Annotated in this window: 19 protein-coding genes and 1 pseudogene; 10 read left to right on the top strand and 10 right to left on the bottom strand. The window is 71.4% G+C overall.

Going from position 1 to position 15691, the window contains the following annotated elements; genetic code table 11:
* Window positions 1–26: 26 nt before the first annotated feature.
* On the top strand, window positions 27–680 hold the full coding sequence (locus tag AB0B91_RS44365) for a GntR family transcriptional regulator (protein WP_358333961.1): 654 nt from the start codon (window positions 27–29) through the stop codon (window positions 678–680).
* Window positions 681–694: 14 nt separating this feature from the next.
* Here the strand turns inward: AB0B91_RS44365 and AB0B91_RS44370 are convergent, their stop codons facing one another.
* The 4 genes from AB0B91_RS44370 to AB0B91_RS44385 all read right to left on the bottom strand — a co-directional run bounded on the left by AB0B91_RS44370 (window position 695) and on the right by AB0B91_RS44385 (window position 4068).
* Complete coding sequence (locus tag AB0B91_RS44370) at window positions 695–1492, bottom strand: SAM-dependent methyltransferase (protein WP_358333963.1); 798 nt, start codon at window positions 1490–1492, stop codon at window positions 695–697.
* Window positions 1493–1530: 38 nt separating this feature from the next.
* Window positions 1531–2361, bottom strand: a complete 831-nt coding sequence (locus AB0B91_RS44375; RefSeq protein WP_358333965.1) for a helix-turn-helix transcriptional regulator — start codon at window positions 2359–2361, stop codon at window positions 1531–1533.
* Between the two features lie 193 nt (window positions 2362–2554).
* Complete coding sequence (locus AB0B91_RS44380; RefSeq protein ID WP_358333967.1) at window positions 2555–3325, bottom strand: inositol monophosphatase family protein; 771 nt, start codon at window positions 3323–3325, stop codon at window positions 2555–2557.
* Window positions 3316–4068 carry an HAD family hydrolase gene (locus AB0B91_RS44385; protein WP_358333970.1) on the bottom strand — a complete coding sequence of 251 codons (753 nt, stop codon included), beginning with the start codon at window positions 4066–4068 and terminating at the stop codon, window positions 3316–3318. The genes AB0B91_RS44380 and AB0B91_RS44385 overlap by 10 nt, the downstream gene beginning before the upstream one ends.
* Before the next feature lie 160 nt (window positions 4069–4228).
* Here AB0B91_RS44385 and AB0B91_RS44390 point away from each other — a divergent pair, with 160 nt between their 5' ends.
* Entirely contained in the window at window positions 4229–4969 is a 741-nt protein-coding gene (locus AB0B91_RS44390; RefSeq protein ID WP_358333973.1) for a GntR family transcriptional regulator, read from the top strand.
* Here AB0B91_RS44390 and AB0B91_RS44395 read toward each other — a convergent pair.
* On the bottom strand, window positions 4913–5560 hold the full coding sequence (locus tag AB0B91_RS44395; RefSeq protein WP_358333976.1) for a DedA family protein: 648 nt from the start codon (window positions 5558–5560) through the stop codon (window positions 4913–4915). The two genes, AB0B91_RS44390 and AB0B91_RS44395, sit on opposite strands and share 57 nt — an antisense overlap.
* Before the next feature lie 118 nt (window positions 5561–5678).
* Here AB0B91_RS44395 and AB0B91_RS44400 point away from each other — a divergent pair, with 118 nt between their 5' ends.
* The 5 genes from AB0B91_RS44400 to AB0B91_RS44420 all read left to right on the top strand — a co-directional run bounded on the left by AB0B91_RS44400 (window position 5679) and on the right by AB0B91_RS44420 (window position 10178).
* On the top strand, window positions 5679–6044 hold the full coding sequence (locus AB0B91_RS44400) for a DUF6355 family natural product biosynthesis protein (protein ID WP_358333979.1): 366 nt from the start codon (window positions 5679–5681) through the stop codon (window positions 6042–6044).
* A gap of 32 nt (window positions 6045–6076) precedes the next feature.
* Complete coding sequence (locus tag AB0B91_RS44405) at window positions 6077–7066, top strand: aldo/keto reductase (protein ID WP_358333982.1); 990 nt, start codon at window positions 6077–6079, stop codon at window positions 7064–7066.
* 13 nt (window positions 7067–7079) lie between these two features.
* Complete coding sequence (locus tag AB0B91_RS44410; protein ID WP_358333984.1) at window positions 7080–7664, top strand: TetR family transcriptional regulator; 585 nt, start codon at window positions 7080–7082, stop codon at window positions 7662–7664.
* Between the two features lie 484 nt (window positions 7665–8148).
* Window positions 8149–8508: an STAS domain-containing protein gene (locus tag AB0B91_RS44415; protein ID WP_358333987.1), complete on the top strand. Its 360-nt coding sequence runs from the start codon at window positions 8149–8151 to the stop codon at window positions 8506–8508.
* Between the two features lie 242 nt (window positions 8509–8750).
* On the top strand, window positions 8751–10178 hold the full coding sequence (locus tag AB0B91_RS44420) for a WGR domain-containing protein (protein WP_358333990.1): 1428 nt from the start codon (window positions 8751–8753) through the stop codon (window positions 10176–10178).
* A 262-nt stretch (window positions 10179–10440) separates the two neighbouring features.
* Here the strand turns inward: AB0B91_RS44420 and AB0B91_RS44425 are convergent, their stop codons facing one another.
* The gene (locus AB0B91_RS44425) at window positions 10441–10773 is read right to left on the bottom strand and encodes a hypothetical protein (protein WP_358333993.1); all 333 of its coding nucleotides are present in this window, start codon (window positions 10771–10773) and stop codon (window positions 10441–10443) included.
* Here AB0B91_RS44425 and AB0B91_RS44430 point away from each other — a divergent pair.
* Window positions 10709–10861 (top strand): annotated as a pseudogene (locus tag AB0B91_RS44430) (IS3 family transposase); the annotation flags it as partial. The gene AB0B91_RS44425 and the pseudogene AB0B91_RS44430 sit on opposite strands and share 65 nt — an antisense overlap.
* Window positions 10862–10917: 56 nt before the next feature.
* Window positions 10918–11238, top strand: coding sequence for a hypothetical protein (locus tag AB0B91_RS44435; RefSeq protein WP_358333996.1), 321 nt, complete (start codon window positions 10918–10920; stop codon window positions 11236–11238).
* A gap of 145 nt (window positions 11239–11383) precedes the next feature.
* On the opposite strand, the gene AB0B91_RS44440 is transcribed toward AB0B91_RS44435, so the two are convergent.
* Window positions 11384–11791, bottom strand: coding sequence for a hypothetical protein (locus AB0B91_RS44440; RefSeq protein ID WP_358333999.1), 408 nt, complete (start codon window positions 11789–11791; stop codon window positions 11384–11386).
* Between AB0B91_RS44440 and AB0B91_RS44445 the strand changes: the two genes are divergently transcribed.
* On the top strand, window positions 11780–11986 hold the full coding sequence (locus tag AB0B91_RS44445) for a hypothetical protein (RefSeq protein ID WP_358334002.1): 207 nt from the start codon (window positions 11780–11782) through the stop codon (window positions 11984–11986). The genes AB0B91_RS44440 and AB0B91_RS44445 overlap by 12 nt on opposite strands.
* A gap of 92 nt (window positions 11987–12078) precedes the next feature.
* On the opposite strand, the gene AB0B91_RS44450 is transcribed toward AB0B91_RS44445, so the two are convergent.
* The 3 genes from AB0B91_RS44450 to AB0B91_RS44460 form a co-directional block, all read right to left on the bottom strand.
* On the bottom strand, window positions 12079–12780 hold the full coding sequence (locus AB0B91_RS44450; protein WP_358334005.1) for a GAF domain-containing protein: 702 nt from the start codon (window positions 12778–12780) through the stop codon (window positions 12079–12081).
* A gap of 264 nt (window positions 12781–13044) precedes the next feature.
* A complete protein-coding gene (gene menD / locus AB0B91_RS44455) occupies window positions 13045–14703 on the bottom strand; it encodes a 2-succinyl-5-enolpyruvyl-6-hydroxy-3-cyclohexene-1-carboxylic-acid synthase (RefSeq protein ID WP_358334007.1) in 1659 nt (552 codons plus the stop codon).
* A complete protein-coding gene (locus AB0B91_RS44460) occupies window positions 14700–15644 on the bottom strand; it encodes an o-succinylbenzoate synthase (RefSeq protein WP_358334010.1) in 945 nt (314 codons plus the stop codon). The genes menD and AB0B91_RS44460 overlap by 4 nt, the downstream gene beginning before the upstream one ends.
* Window positions 15645–15691: the final 47 nt, after the last annotated feature.

Below are 15691 nucleotides of genomic sequence, written 5' to 3' on the forward strand. Positions count from 1 at the left end.
TCTTGAATTGCGGGACACTGATGGACATGCCGACCAGCGAGCCGCGGCCGCCCATGAGCAAGGCCGAATACGTCTACAGCGTGCTGCTCGACGAGATCCGCACGGCCAGGATCCCCGGTGGCACCGCCCTGCGCGCCGGGGCGGTGGCCCGCAGGCTGGGCGTCTCGGTCACCCCGGTCCGCGAAGCGCTGCGCAGGCTGGAGAAGGACCGGCTGATCAGCTACGAGGCCCATCACGGCGCGACCGTGGTCGACCTGGGCGACGAGGCGGTGGAGGAGTACTACGGCCTGCGCGCGGTCGTCGAGGGCCTGGGCGCCCGCCTGGCCGCCTCCCGGATCACCACCGCCGACCTGACCGCGCTGCGCGAGCTGCACGCCTCGATGGTCCGCGACGCCGAGGAGGGCAGAAACGACCGGCTGGGCGAGCAGAGCAGGCTCTTCCACCTGCGCATCGCCGACATCGGCGGCCCGGCCTTCCTCGGCCAGCACGCCAGAGCGGTGCGCGACAGCCTCCCCGTGCCCGCCGAGGCCTCACTGTGGCTCGACACCGAGCAGGTCAAGATGCAGCTCGACGCGCACGAGGGCATCCTGGCCGCGCTCGACGGCGCCGACGGCGTCGCGGCCGAGCGCATCATGATCGAGCACGTCCGGCAGGCCGGCGACTTTCGCAAGGGGCACTGACCGGGCATCAGTGCTCACCTGATCCTGGCCACTCCCCCCAGCCAGCCCGTACGAGCCGGAGCGATCTCGACCTCGGTGCCGTCGGGACGCCACTGCGGCACCCAGACCAGCCCGGGATCCAGCAGGTCGAGGCCGTCGAACAGGGCCAGCGCCTGCTCACGGGTGCGCAGGTGCATGACCAGGCCGAGCTCGCGATGGCTGGCCGCCACCGCCCGGCGTACCGCGTCGTCGTAGCCGTCGAGGCTGATCACGGTCAGCCACAGGTGGCTGCCGGGCACCATGGCCGCGCGCAGCCTGGCGAGCTGGGCGGTGTCGCCGCCGGGGATCTCGTGCGTGGACAGCACGCCCACCACCACGGGCCGCTCCCAGTCCACGAACGTACGCACCACCGGGTCGTCCAGCAGGCCGGCCGGCCGCGACAGGTCGCAGCCGACGATCCTGACCCGGTCGGTGCCACGGCCGATGATCGCCTCGGCGTACGCCAGCATGTACGGGTCGCACTCGGCGTAGACCACCCGGGCCATCGGGTAGATCTCATGGATGACCTCGTGGGCGTGGCCCTGGCCGGGCAGCCCGGTGCCGACCAGCACATACTGCTCGGCGCCTGCCTCGGCCAGGTGGCGGACCACCCGGCCCACGTGCTGGTGGTGCGCGACGAGCGCGGTGCCCGCGTCCGCGCTGATCCGCCGCGCCGCCCGGAGCGCCGCACGGTCGGCGGCGAAGTTCTGCTTGCCGCCCTGGGCGGCGTCGTACATCCGGGCCGTGCTGACACCCGCCAAGGACGTGACCGGGCTGTCGCCTTCGGTCGCCACGTCGCCTCCGTCGAGCCGCCTTGAAAAGTCCCATCCTCTCAGCCGGCGAGCGTCCCGCGGACCGTGTCGAGCACGTCGAAGGTGTCGTCCACGCGGAAGGCCGACACCGACAGCCGGGCGAACGCCTGCTGGTAGTCCTCCGCCTGCCGCCGGTCCTCGACGAGAACCGGCCCGTGCAGCAGGTGCAGCACCAGCATGTCGGGCCTGTCCCGCTCCGGGAAGCGCAGCAGGGTGAACGGCGCGCCGTGGTAGAGGTAGCCGGTGTCGGCGCTGGGCCGGGCGATCTGCACGGCGATGGTGGGCTGCTTGGTGGCCGAGACCAGCGCGTCCAGTTGCTCCAGCCGGTCGCCGGAGCGGGTCAGCGGCGGGTCGAGGAGCGCCTTGCGGTCGAGCACCGCCCACAGGTGCGGGCCGCCGGGCCGCTCGAGCAGCTCCTGCCTGCGCATGATGAGGTCGGCGCCGCCGTTGACCTGCTCGGGGGTGACGCCGGGGTGGTGGGCGGCGCGGACCGCGGCCTCGGCGTAGGCGCGGGTCTGCAGCAGCGCTGGGACGTGCTGTGGGCCGTAGGTGTAGATGACCTGCGCCTGGTCCTCCAGTTCGAGGAAGCCGGTCAGCCACAGCGGCACCCGCGGCGCGTCGAACCAGCCGGGCGGGCGCTCGCCGCGCAGCAGCGACAGCAACGCCCGCTCGTGCGCCTGCTCGCCGTACAGGGCCAGCAGGAGGCGCACGGTCGACTCGCGCGGCGCGACGAAGCCGTGTTCAATGCGGTAGATCGTGGAGGTGTTCAGCCCGGCCGCGTCGGCGGCCGCCTTCATCGACAGCCCACGCGCGCCGCGCAGGCACCGCAGCCGCTCGGCCACGACCTTCATATGCATACGGCGAGCCGCCCGCGCGACCGGCGAAAAGTTTCGCCTCTTCCTGGCTTGTTGTGACTAATCGACGGCTGATGCACGAGAGCCACCCTAGGCGATCTTCTCTCGCATGCATACGGCGCAGGTCGGCGCCCAGGTCACTTGCTGATCCGGGTCAGCTCGGTGGACCGCGCGATGAGCGCCGGACCGATCAGGGCGCCACTTCGGCGAGGACGGAGCCGCGCAGGTCGAAGCCGCCGACGCAGGCCAGATAGTCACCCTTCTCCAGCGGATCGCCGATGTAGACGCCGCCCGCCTGGCGTACCAGCAGGGCGCCCGCCGCCACGTCCCAAGGGCTGGAGTGCGTGCCGTACGCGGCGTCTGCCCACCCGGCGGCGACGTGCGCGAGCTTGAGCGCGGCGCTGCCCGGCCGGCGCACCGCGGCGAACGACTCCAGGAAGCGGCCGTAGCGGTGCAGCGCCTGCTCGCCCTCGGCCGCCAGGTCCAGCGGCGTGGGATAGCTGGACAGCAGCATCGCCTCCCGGTCGGTCACCGCTCCCTTGCTGCGGATCGGCGTGCCGTTGCACCAGGCGCCCTCGGTGGAGGCGGTGAACTCGTCCTCGCGCACCGGGTCGTAGACGACGCCCGCCACCAACTCGCCGTCCACCGCGGCGGCGATGGAGACGCAGAAGAACGGCAGGCCGACGGCGAAGTTGGCGGTGCCGTCGATCGGGTCGACATACCAGCGCAGCTCGCCGGAGCCGGTGACACCGCCCTCCTCGCCCACGATCGCACTGTCTGGCCAATGGGCGGTGATGACGGCGCGGATCGTCTCCTCCGCGGCCCGGTCATGCTCGGTGACCGGATCGTGGAAGTCACGCTTGGTGGCGACCGGGGGCCGCGACCTGAACGCCTCGCGCAGCCTCGGTCCGACCGCCCTGGCCGCCTCCGAGGCGGTGCCGAGCAACCGTGTCACGTCCATGTCTCCTCCAATAGCTTCTCCATCAGGGCGAAGGCGTCGTCCACGATGGCCGTCGGGCGCTGTCGTACCCGGTACGGGATGCGGGCCGTGCTCTTCGAGGTCATCAGCACGGTCATGCCCACTCCGGCGCGCCGGCCGCAGACGACGTCTCTGTCGAGGTTGTCGCCGACGTACCAGGCGTCCGCCGGATCGACGCCGAGCGCGCGGGTGGCGATCCAGATCATCTCCGGGTTCGGCTTCCTGACGCCGGCCTCGTCGCTGTAGACCTGCTGCGCCACCTCGACGCCCCGGGCGGCCAGGAAGTCGCGGTGCACCACCCCGCACCGCGCGTTGCTCACCACCGCCACCGGCACCTGCCTGGCCCGGCAGGCGGCCAGTAACTCGGGGATGCCGGGACGCAGCTCGCAGTGCTGCCGCAGCTCGCCCATCCGCTTGCACAGGGCGGTGGCCTCGGCCGTCACCACGGCACGGGCGGCCTCGGGCCAGTCGGCGGCGACGAAGTCGCTCCAGAACTCGCGGTGCGTCAGCTCCCTGGGCGCTCGCGGCCTGGACATGGCGTCCTTCCAGCACTTGTCGGCCGCCACGCCCGCCCTGATGTCGATCTCCGCGTCGGCCGCGCCCAGCTCGGTACACCCGGCGCCGATCAACCGCCGGTGCACCTCCCCGGCCAGTTCGGCGGCCCACGACGGACGCGTGACGCCCTCGACGAGCACACCGCCGAAGTCCAGCAGCAGGGCCCTCATCGGCCGCTCCCCCTCCCCTTCGGACGCCGTCGGCGGGGCGGCCCACCGCTCCGGACGAAGGGGCGGGCGGCGAGCCAGCACCATTATGTCAAGACATGATGTCATATTTCTGAGCGGCGCTAATTGTCAGGACATTCTGACCTCGGTTAATCTGATCAGCATGACCGCGAACCTGGCGATCGAGCTGGACCGCTCCAGCCCTGTGCCGCTCTACTTCCAGGTGGCCGAGCAGATCGCCGAGGCGATCCGGCGAGGCGACCTGGCGCCCGGCTCCCGGCTGGACAACGAGATCCTGCTCGCCGACAAGCTGGGCCTGTCGAGGCCCACCATCCGCCAGGCCATCCAGTATCTGGTGGACAAGGGCCTGCTGGTCCGCAAGCGCGGCGTCGGCACCCAGGTGGTGCACGGCCAGGTCAAGCGCTCGGTCGAGCTCACCAGCCTGTACGACGACCTGCGCCGCGCGGGCCAGGAACCGGCGACCCAGGTCCTGGCCCTGGAGCCCCGGCCGGTGCCCGAGGAGATCGCCGCCATCCTCGGCGTCGAACCCGGCTCCGAGGTGCTCTACCTCGAACGGCTCCGCTTCGCCGCCGGTGAGCCGCTGGCCGTGCTCCACAACTGGCTGCCGCTGGGCCTGGCCCAGCTGACGGCGGCCGACCTGGAGGGGCGCGGCCTGTACGAGCTGCTGCGCGGCTCGGGTGTGCGGATGCGGGTCGCCAACCAGCGCATCGGCGCCCGCGCGGCCACCCAGGCCGAGGCCAAGCTGCTGGACGAACGGCGCGGCGCCCCGCTCCTCACCATGCTCCGCACCACCTACGACGACCAGGGCAGGGCCGTCGAGCACGGCTCACACGTCTATCGGGCCTCGCTCTACTCCCTCGAGGTCACCCTCATCGAGCGCTGAGGCGGCCCGCCGCTTGACGAACCAGGTGGTGGCGATGCCGCACAGCACCGCCGCCACCAGCCCCACCCACGAGAACCCCTTCAGCCACTTCTCGGCGACCACCCCGAGATAGAAGATCACCGCGGTGGTGCCGCCCGCCCAGACGATCCCGCCGAGCACGTTAGCGACCAGGAACCTCCAGTACGGCATGCGCAACGCCCCCGCCAGCGGACCGGCCAGGATGCGCAGCAACGCGATGAACCGCCCGACGAACACGGCCCACACCCCGAACCTGTCGAAGTAGTGCTCGGCCTTGCCGATGTGGCGGGGCCCGAAGTGCTTGGGGAATCGGCGCCCGAGCCGCTCGAACAGCGGCCTGCCGCCCTTGCGCCCGATGGCGTACCCGATGGAGTCGCCGACGATCGCCCCCGCGCTCGCGCAGACGCCCACCCACACCGGGCTGACGACCCCCTTGGCGGCCAGGAGCGCGGCACTGACCAGCACGATCTCGCCCGGCAGCGGGATGCCGAGGCTCTCGATCCCGATCACCAGGCCGACCAGAGCGCAGAGCCACCCGGGCGGAATGGCCTGCAGCAGTTCGTCGATGTGCACTCGGCAACCCTAGCTCGGCGGGCGGCCCGGCGAACCACGGCGAACACCATCACGGAGAGTATCCCTGTCGTGCCAGACTGAAGCCGCCCACGTTCCCTAGGCCGGGGAAGGACGAAAAATGATGAGAAAGTCGCCAGCCGCCGTGGCGGCCATCGTGATCGGTGCCACGCTCGCGCTCTCCACCGGCACCGCCCTCGATGGAACAGCCCACGCCGTCGCCCGTGTGTGCGTGCCGTCCGACTACTACACCAGGGGCGACGTCGCCTACTACCACCACTGCGATCGCCGCAGGGGCCTGGTGATGGTCGAGAGAGTGGACAACACGCACGAGTGGACGTACTGCTCACGTCCCTGGGAGAACAGGCCGCTCGGCCCGGCCGACGAGATCTTGTGGGCTCACGTGATCGGCACCTGCCAGCAGTCGGCGATCGGGCCGCCGGCACGGCCCGGACCCAAGGAAGGCAGAGCAAATGACAGATATTGAAATCTGTCATCTGTAATGCCATAGTGGTCAGCATGAGAACTCTGGGAGACAACGGACCACGGGTGTCCGATCTCGGCCTTGGCTGCATGGGCATGTCCGACCTCTACGGCCCGGCCGACGAGAGCGAGTCCATCGCCACCGTCCATGCCGCCCTCGACGCCGGCATCACCCTCCTCGACACCGGCGACTTCTACGGCATGGGTCACAACGAGCTGCTCATCCGGCAGGCGCTGGAAGGCCGCGACCGCGACTCCGTACAGATCAGCGTCAAGTTCGGCGCCCAGCGCGACTACGACGGCAACTGGCTCGGCTACGACGCCCGCCCGTCCGCCGTCAGGACCGCGCTCGCCTACACCCTGCGCCGCCTCGGCACCGACCACGTCGATGTGTACCGCCCCGCCAGAGTCGACCCGAGCGTCCCCATCGAGGAGACCGTCGGCGCCATCGCCGAGGAGGTCGCCAAGGGCCACGTCCGCCACATCGGCCTGTCGGAGGTGGGCGCCGAGACGATCAGGCGCGCGCACGCCGTCCACCCCATCAGCGACCTCCAGATCGAGTACTCCCTGCTGTCCAGGGGCATCGAGGCCGAGATCCTGCCCACCTGCCGCGAGCTGGGCATCGGCATCACCGCGTACGGCGTGCTGTCACGCGGGCTGCTGAGCGGCCACTGGTCGAAGGACCGCGCGCTGGCCGGCAACGACTTCCGCGCCGCCAGCCCCCGCTTCTCCGGCGACAACCTGGCGCACAATCTCACGCTCGTCGAAGCCCTCCGCGAGCTGGCCGAGGCCAAGGGGGCGACGGTCGCGCAACTGGCCATCGCCTGGGTCGGCGCGCGGGGCACCGACATCGTGCCGCTCGTCGGAGCCCGCCGCCGCGACCGCCTCGCCGAAGCCCTGGGCGCCCTCGACGTGACGCTCACGGCCGATGACCTGGCCCGCATCGAGGCCGCCATTCCCGCCGACGCCGCCGCCGGCGACCGCTACGCGGCTCCGCAGATGGCCCACCTGGACAGCGAGCACTGACAGAATTGGATATATGACAGATGGCATCCTGACGCCCGACCAGATCCTCACCGCGGCTCAGGACGTCCTCCGCCGGTACGGCCCCGCCAAGGCCACGGTCGTCGACGTCGCCCGGGCACTCGGGGTCAGTCACGGCAGCGTGTACCGGCACTTTCCCAGCAAGGCCGCGCTGCGGGAGGCAGTCACGCAGCGGTGGCTGGACGAGTCGCACACGCTGCTCACCGCCGTCATGGCGGCGGACGGACCGGCCGATGTACGGCTCCGCGCGTGGCTGTCGGCGCTGTTCGCGGCCAAGCGCAAGAAGGCGCTCGACGACCCGGAGCTGTTCGCGACGTACACGGTGCTGGTGGGCGAGGCGAGTCAGGTGATCGAGCGGCACGTCGCGGACCTCGTGGGCCAGCTCCAGCAGATCATCACCACCGGCTTGGCCAAGGGCGAACTCGTCACCCCGGACCCGGCCGCGACGGCGCGAGCGGTGTTCGACGCCACGATCCGCTTCCACGACCCCGTGCACGCGGCCGACTGGGACCAGCCGGGCATCGAGGACGCCTTCGACACGCTGTGCACACTCATCTGGCTGGGCCTCTGCCCGCGCTGACCGGGAGCTCATCCGCTCAGGGGCGATCCAAGCGCGATCACTAAGGTCCGCCAACTCGAACCCCACCGGCCCTCCGCTTCCCACGGTCGACCGACCACCCGCATCGAGCGGCGCCCAGAAAACCCGTCCACCCCGGAGGGGGCAAATGGGTCGATTGCGAAGGTTGCCCGCCTTGCCAACGACGCAGGTCAGTGTTGTTACGGAAGTGCGGTCATCATTTTCGGTTGTTATCACGGCTCTGGCCTTGCGAGCAGCTACGGACTTGTACACTTCGTTCTGGAAGCACACGGCTACACAAAGTAATAATCCACACATCTGGTACAAATCGCATTTGCGATTCCTCGTGACGTCCGGACCCCGCGCCACGTCAGGTGTCGAATTGGCGGCCGGGTATGTCTCCGGACTCGCGAGGGTCCTCATGGGGAGACGGCTCCCCCAGTCGGCAGATGTTCCAGTGTGGGAACACAACAGGGGAGCCGAGCCCATGGAGCCACTGCACCTGACGACAAGCCGTCAGGGGGCGACAGTTATCGTGCACGTCTCCGGGGAGCTAGACATCGCCACCACCTCGGTCCTACGTGACCACCTGCTCGACATCCTGCGGCAGACGTACCACGGGCACCGGAAGATCGACGAGGTCGTCATGGAGCTGAGCGGGCTGTCGTTCATCGACGCGGCCGGTTTGGGCGCTCTGGTGAGCATCAACGATCACGCGCGACGCATTGCGACACCGTTCCTCCTGTCCGGGATCTCGCCACAGGTCAAGCGGCTGCTCCTGATCACCGGACTAGCCGCGCACTTCCCCATACGCCCCCAACCCCCCGGAACCTGCAAGGCCCTTTAGGAACCGAACACAGGTCCTCCTCGCCGGTCCGTGAACCCGGTCAACCGTGGCACTACGCAGTTCGCGGGCCGCCACCCTCGACGAGGGCACCGGCCAGGTCGTAGGGCGCAGGCGGGCTGAGGAATGTCGGCGGCAAATCATCCGCCACGCCCCGCAAGGGCCCAGCAGCCTCATGAACAGGAAAAACGCGACTTTGTCGCCCCCGTGCTCTAGTGTCCCGGGCAGTTGATCAAGCTCGGCACATGGAGACCGCAGACATGACGTACCTGGAGCTGTCGGAGGACGGCAGCGGATCACACAAGTTCTACGAGGTGACCGTGGCCGGCACCGAGGTGACGATCACCTACGGGCGCATCGGCGAGAGCGGCCAGACGAAGGTCGCGGCGTTCCCCTCCGCGGCGAAGGCCCAGGCGGCCGCGGCCAAGAAGATCGGCGAGAAGACCCGCAAGGGCTACGCGCCGGCCGTGCGCGGGGTGCGCCAGCGCCGGGCGATCACCCGCAGGGCGATCGCGAGCACCCGCTCGACCGCCCGGCAGGCGCCCGTGTTGTGGCGGTTCAACAGCGGTGCCGCCGCGTTCGGCATCTTCGTGGACGAGCAGCGCTGCTGGGTCGGCAACCAGCGCGGCGACGTCTACACCGTCGCCCACTCCGGCACCGTGACGGGCCGCTTCCGGCTTCCGGACGGCGTCAAGTGCATCGTCGCCGACGACTTCTGGATCTACGCCGGCTGCGACGACGGCCGCGTGTACGACCTGAGCGGCAAGGTGCCCCGGGCCGCCTACGAGATCGCGGCCGACGTCGACATCTACTGGCTGGACGTCCACGACGGCGTCCTCGGCGTGTCCGACCGGGCCGGCCGGGTCACCGCGATCGACTACGAGGACGAGTTCCAGTGGGCGCGTCCAGGCGGCGGCGAGTCGGCCTGGATGGTCAGGTGCGACGACGACGCCGTCTACCGAGGCCACTCCGGCGGCGTCGCCCGCTACGACATCTCCGACGGCTCGCTCGTGTGGGAGAACCGGACGGCCGACGGCGTCCTGTTCGGCTGGCAGGAGGCCCACTCCGTGTACGCGGGCACGGCCCGCCACACCGTACATCGCCTGGCCAAGGGTGACGGCCGCGTCGAGGCCGTCTACCGGTGCGACGCCCCCGTCTACTCGTGCGCCACGTCTCCGGGTGGCCGCCACGTGTTCGCCGGCGACAGCCATTCCTCCATCTACTGTTTCGACACCTCCGGCGAGCGGTTGTGGAAGCTCGGCACCGGCTGCGGGTCGGCCTTCTCCATGCAGTTCCTCGACGACCGCCTCTACATCGTCACCACCGACGGCTCGCTGGCCTGCATCGACGCCAGCGAGGCGGCGATCGCCGCGGCCCGCCAGGGCACCGTCCCCCAGCCGGTGGACGTCAAGGCGGCGGCGTCGCTGGCGGTGGTGGAGCCGTCGGTCGTGGTGGAGACGACCACGCACATCGGCGACGGCGTGGTCGTGGAGTGCGAGCAGCAGGGCGAGCGGCTGCGGGTGCGCGTGATCAGCCCGGGGTACGAGGGGTGGAATGTGCAGTTCCCGAAGGACATCCGGGAGGCGGGCGCCCGCTACCTCGTCGAAGGGGTACGGCCTGCCGGGCGGGGCGGCTTCTACCGTGCGTACGGGGAGATCAAGCGCCTCGTGTGACCCCAGCGGCAGGGTCAGGTCGAAGACCTTGCCCGGCTCGATCCGGCCGTCGAAGGTTCGCTGAATCAGGTCGGGCAGATAGGCGCGCACCGGGGCGGGCGCAGACCGACGCGGGAGTAGAACAGCTCCTCGGCGGTGCCGACGCACTCCAGCACCGCATCAGCGTGCCGCGAGGAGCGGCACGCACGGTTTCGCGGGGGGATCGTCGCAGCAATCCGGCGCTCCTATCCGGCGAGCGGAGCGCCTTCACGTCCCGCCGGTTTCAGCCCTTCACTGTGAGCACCACACGTTGGTACGACGTGAGCGTTGACGAGCCGTTGTCCGTTGTCTGCAGGATCAGGTGAATCGTCTGGCCGGGCAGCGCGTCCTGGGGCACGCGGAAGCTCACGATGTGGTGGCGCGCTTGCGAGGTCTGAGGGAGCGCAACGGTGCCAGGGTAGGCGTCCGCATCGCTGTATTGCCACCAGGTGCTGGTCAACCGGTCGCCGTCCGGGTCACGGGTGATGCCGTTGAGAATGACCGACTGGCCGCGGGAGACGGTCCGGTTCACCACCGCCGAATGGGTCGACTGGTTCAACCGCCAGCGACTCCACACCGCGATCGGCGACGTCCCGCCCACCGAACACGAGGCCGTCTACTACGCTCAACACCGGCCCCAACCGGCGGCGGGAGTCAACCCGTAGAGTCTCCACCGATCCCGGAGCGGTTCAGAAAGCGCGTGCTGCACCTGGGCGACAGCATGTTTCATGGCTACTGGTGGCGCGCCGCCCACCGGTTCGGGCCGTTCGACGCGGTGCTCACTCCCATCAACGGGCCGACCGTGTGCTTCCCGCACTGTCAGCCCCCGAGTCCCTGGCCGGCCTCGCTCGACGCCGGCCAGGCGGCCGTGGCTGCGCGCCTGCTGGGCGCGAGGATCGCGGTGCCGATCCACTACGACGGATTCCACATCGACGGCTTCTATGACACGCGGCCCGATGAGGTTTCCCGATTCCTGGACGCGACCTCCGCCGAGACCTATGAGGTCGCCGCCCTCAAGCAGGGCGAGGACATCACCCTGTAGGGGCGCGGGCTCCGAGCACGAGGCCGGACCCGCCGACGTGGAACCCTCCGATCGCCGAAGCTCGGACCCGCTCTGGCCACGGGCAACGTCGTGGTGCTCTCGCCGCGGCGAGCCGATGGAAACCGGCGACGCCGAGCAGGAGGGGTCAGGACGTCGATCCGGTGAACCGGCGATGAGAGTTCAACGCATCGCCCTGGTGGTCGAGGGCGGCGAGCCAACCGGCCGCGCCGGCACCGTCACGAGCGGTGACGACCTTGCCGGACAGACGCGCCAGCACGGCGGAACGGACGGGTCCTTCGCTGGTCAGAACGCTGCCGCCGACCACGATCGGGCCGGTGCGGTGCAGCCGGGCAGCAGCGGAAGCGAGGTGTTCGGCGGCCTGGAGCGCGATGCGGGTGGCGAGGGGGTCGGAGGCGAGGGCCGCCCGGGAGACGAGGGGGGCAGCGGAGGCCAGGGTCATGCGGTCCTTCTGGGCGAGCCGGACGATGACCTCGGCGAGGTGCCGGGCGCGCTCGGGTGCGGCGGGGGCAGGGACGCCGAAGTGATTGGTCACAAGGTGGACCAGAGGGCCAGGCTCAGCGCCCGCGTCGAGGGAGCGTACGGCTGCCGCCACCCCGGCCCGGCCGATCCAGAAGCCGCCGCCGAGGTCACCGAGGAGCCAGCCGAGGCCGTCGGTGACGGCGTCGACCGAACGGTCGGCGAACCGGGCGGCGGCGGCACCGTTTCCACGGGCGAGGGACGCCGCTGAGCGGGCTCCGTTTCCGCCATCGCGGAACGCGGCTGCGCCGACTCGGTTGCCACAGCCGCAGGATACGGCAAGCCCGGCGAAAATCGGCGGAATCACCTGCCGGACGGATCAGGGCTGAACCGCAGCCGCCGCAGCACCACCCGCCGCGCCACCCGGCTCAGGGGCTCGTCGTGGGTGAAGGCGTACGCGCGCAGCCGCAGCAGCGCCTCCTCCACCGAGATGTCCAGCTGCGCCGACACCATCCCGGCGGCCTGGTAGATCTCCACCCCGAGCGCCGGCGACGCGGCCGGCGGCATCCTATGACCGCTCATCCGGCCGCGGCCGCCGAGCAGCAGGGTCAGGGCGGCGCCGGCGAGGATCAGCGCGTCCCCCTGCTCGCGGGGGGCCAGCTCGCCGGGCCGGTCCCGGCACAGCACCAGCACTCCCACCTTGACGGCGCCCATCACCAGCGGGTAAGCGAACACCGCCCCCACCCGGGCGACCTCGCTGAACGCCGGCCAGCGCCCCTCGCAGGCCGCCATGTCGGGAACCAGCACCGGCCCGCTCCCCCACACCGCCTCGACGCAGGGCCCGTCGCCGGTGGCCAGCTCGGCCTCCAGCAGCTCGCGACCGAGCCTGCCCGCCAGATGCGCCGGCTCCAGCCGTTCGTGCACGACCAGCGACACCCCGGCCCCGCTGACCGCGACCGCCTCCACGCCGGCGACGCAGACGTCCTGGACGGACACCGGCGAACCCCGCCGCCTGGCGCTGCCCGCGATCAACGCCCAGATCCGGTCTTCATCGTCGCCGGCCACCTCGAACCCGCCTCGACTCGATCAGCATCGTCCCCGCCATTATCCGCGGCTCGGGGATGGGTGGACGGGGGCCGGTGTACTGGGGTCGGCGGGCCGGGGTTGGGGGGCCGGGGTTGGGGGGCCGGGGTTGGGGGGCCGGGGTTGGGGGGCCGGGGTTGGGGGGCCGGGGTTGGGGGGCCGGGGTTGGGGGGCCGGAGTCCCCAGGCCCAGGATCCGCAGACCGGGGGTCCTCAGGCTGAGGTCGTCTGGGGCCTGCGGATCAGGTCAGGTCAGGCAGTCCCGGACCGCGGCCTGGGCGGCCTCGCGCAGGCGGGCGTGCACCACGGCGTTCGCCTCCCGGTCCGTACGGACCTCCACCAGGCGCGGCCCCTCGCCGCGCAGCGCCTTGGGCAGGTCGGACAGGTCCTCCACCAGTTGGTACGGCGTGCCCGTCGAAGCCGCCACGTAGCCGAGATCGACGCCGTGCGGCGTACCGAAGACCCGTTCGAACGGATCCCTGACCGCGGCCTGCGGCAGCAGCGAGAAGATGCCGCCCCCGTCGTTGTTCACCACCACGAGGCACAGGTCCGGCCGCGGCTCCCGGGGGCCCAGGACGAGCCCGTTCTGGTCGTGCAGGAACGACAGGTCGCCCATGAGCGCGTACGACGGCCCGTTGTGCGCCAGCGCCGCTCCCATGGCCGACGACACCAGCCCGTCGATGCCCGAGGCGCCCCGGTTGGCCAGCAGCCGGAGCCCCCGCCGGGGCCGCATCGCCTGGTCCAGGTCGCGGATCGGCATCGACGAGCCGCAGAACAGCAGCGCCCCGTTGGGCATCGCGTCCACCAGGTCGCGGGCCAGCCGGGGCTCGCTGGTGCCCGAGGCGTCGAGCACCTCGTCGATGGCCGTCCTGGCCGCCTGGTCGGCCTGCCGCCAGGCGTGCAGCCACGTGTCGTCACCCGAGGCGACGGGGATCTCCACCGCCTGGGCGACCTGGGTCGCCGACCGGGTCGGATCGGGCCAGCGGTCGAGGTCGGTGGCGACCACGATGTGCTCCTCGGCCCGCCCGAGCCACGACAGCAGCGGCCGCGACAGCCCGGGACGGCCGAGCGTGACCACCACGTCGGGCCGGTGGGCGTCGGCGAACTCGGGCGTGCCGAGCAGGTAGTGGTAGGTGGACACGGCATGGTCGCCGTAGCGGCCGCCGCCGTTGGGCTCCGACACCACCGGCCAGCCCGCCATGCCGGCCGCGGCGACGTAGCGGCGTACGTTCGCGGCGCCGTCGCCGACCACGAGCACGCCGCGCCGGGTCGGCGGGATGTGCAGGGCGATGGGCGGCGGCGCGACCCGGGCGCGCACCCAGGGGCCGTTGGCGTCGCCGTCGAGCGACTCGCACCACGAGGTGTCGCCGTCGGGGATCAGCGGCTCCCTGAACGCGAGGTTCAGGTGCACCGGCCCCGGCGTGGCGGGCCCGGAGGCGCGCTGGTAGGCCCGGCAGGCCAGCGACCGCCAGTAGGCCACCTGCCCCGGCCGGTCCTCGGGCACCCCGACCTCGGCGAACCAGCGGACCGCCGAGCCGTACAGCTTGACCTGGTCGATCGTCTGGTTGGCGCCGGTGCCGCGCAGCTCGGGCGGGCGGTCGGCGGTGAGCACGAGCAGCGGGACGCCCGATTCGCTCGCCTCGATGACGGCCGGGTGGAAGTTGGCGGTGGCCGTGCCGGACGAGCAGATCAGCGCGACCGGTCGCTCGGCGCGCTTGGCCAGCCCGAGCGCCAGGTAGGAGGCCGACCGCTCGTCGATGCGCACGTGCAGCCGCACCCGCGACTCGGCGTGCAGCGCCAGGGCCAGGGGGGCCGACCGCGAGCCGGGCGCGACCACGACGTCGGTGAGGCCGCAGCGCACCAGCTCATCGACCAGGACCGTGGCCAGCGCGGTAGCGGGGTTCACAGTGACGCCTCCTGCATCCGGCGAAGCCACGAGGGGGATTCAATTTCATATGCCGACAGAAGCTCAGGATTCACCGCAGGACGTCGTACGGCCAGCCGTCCGTCCACGGGCACCAGCGAATCGTCCACCACGTCACCCGTCAGCAGCGGCATCGTGCCCAGCCCGCACGCGTAGGGCAGCTCCGGCAGCGCGGCGGCCAGCGCGAGCCCAGCCGCCAGCCCCACCGAGGTCTCCACGGCGCTCGACACCACCGCGGGCAGCCCGCACGCCTCCACCACCCGCAACGCCTCGCGCACCCCGCCCAGCGGCTGCGCCTTCACCACCGCGATGTCGGCCGCCTCCGCGGCCTTGACCCGCAGCGGGTCCTCGGCGCGCCGGATCGACTCGTCGGCCGCGATCGGCACGTCGACGGCCCGGCGCACCGCCGCCAGCTCGTCGAGCGTGGCGCAGGGCTGCTCGGCGTACTCCAGGTCGAAGCGGTCGAGCTCTTTGAGATGGTGTACGGCCTCGCCGACGTCCCAGGCGCCGTTGGCGTCGACGCGCAGCCTGCCCGCCGGGCCGAGCGCGTCACGCACCGCCTCCACCCTGGCCAGGTCCTCGGCGAACGTCTGGCCCCGCTCGGCCACCTTGACCTTCGCCGTGGCGCAGCCCGAGCCGCGTACCAGCTCGAAGGCCCGCTCGGCGGGCACGGCGGGCACGGTGGCGTTGACGGGCACGCTGTCGCGCACCGGCTCCGGCCAGCCCTCGAAGGCGGCTTCGCGGGCGCACGCCAGCCAGCGGGCGCACTCGCGCGGACCGTACTCGGGAAACGGCGAGAACTCACCCCAACCGGCCGGGCCGTGCAGCAGGACCCCTTCTCTGACGGTCTGACCCCGGAAACGAGTGCGCATCGCCACCCGGAAAACGACGGGAGCCCGGAAAAGCACGGGAGAACGCGTCACGACCCTCCCTGCACCGCTGTCCGACCTGTCGCCATTAACCTTACGAG

Source organism: Nonomuraea sp. NPDC049141 (assembly GCF_040648415.1).
Classification (GTDB): Bacteria; Actinomycetota; Actinomycetes; order Streptosporangiales; family Streptosporangiaceae; genus Nonomuraea.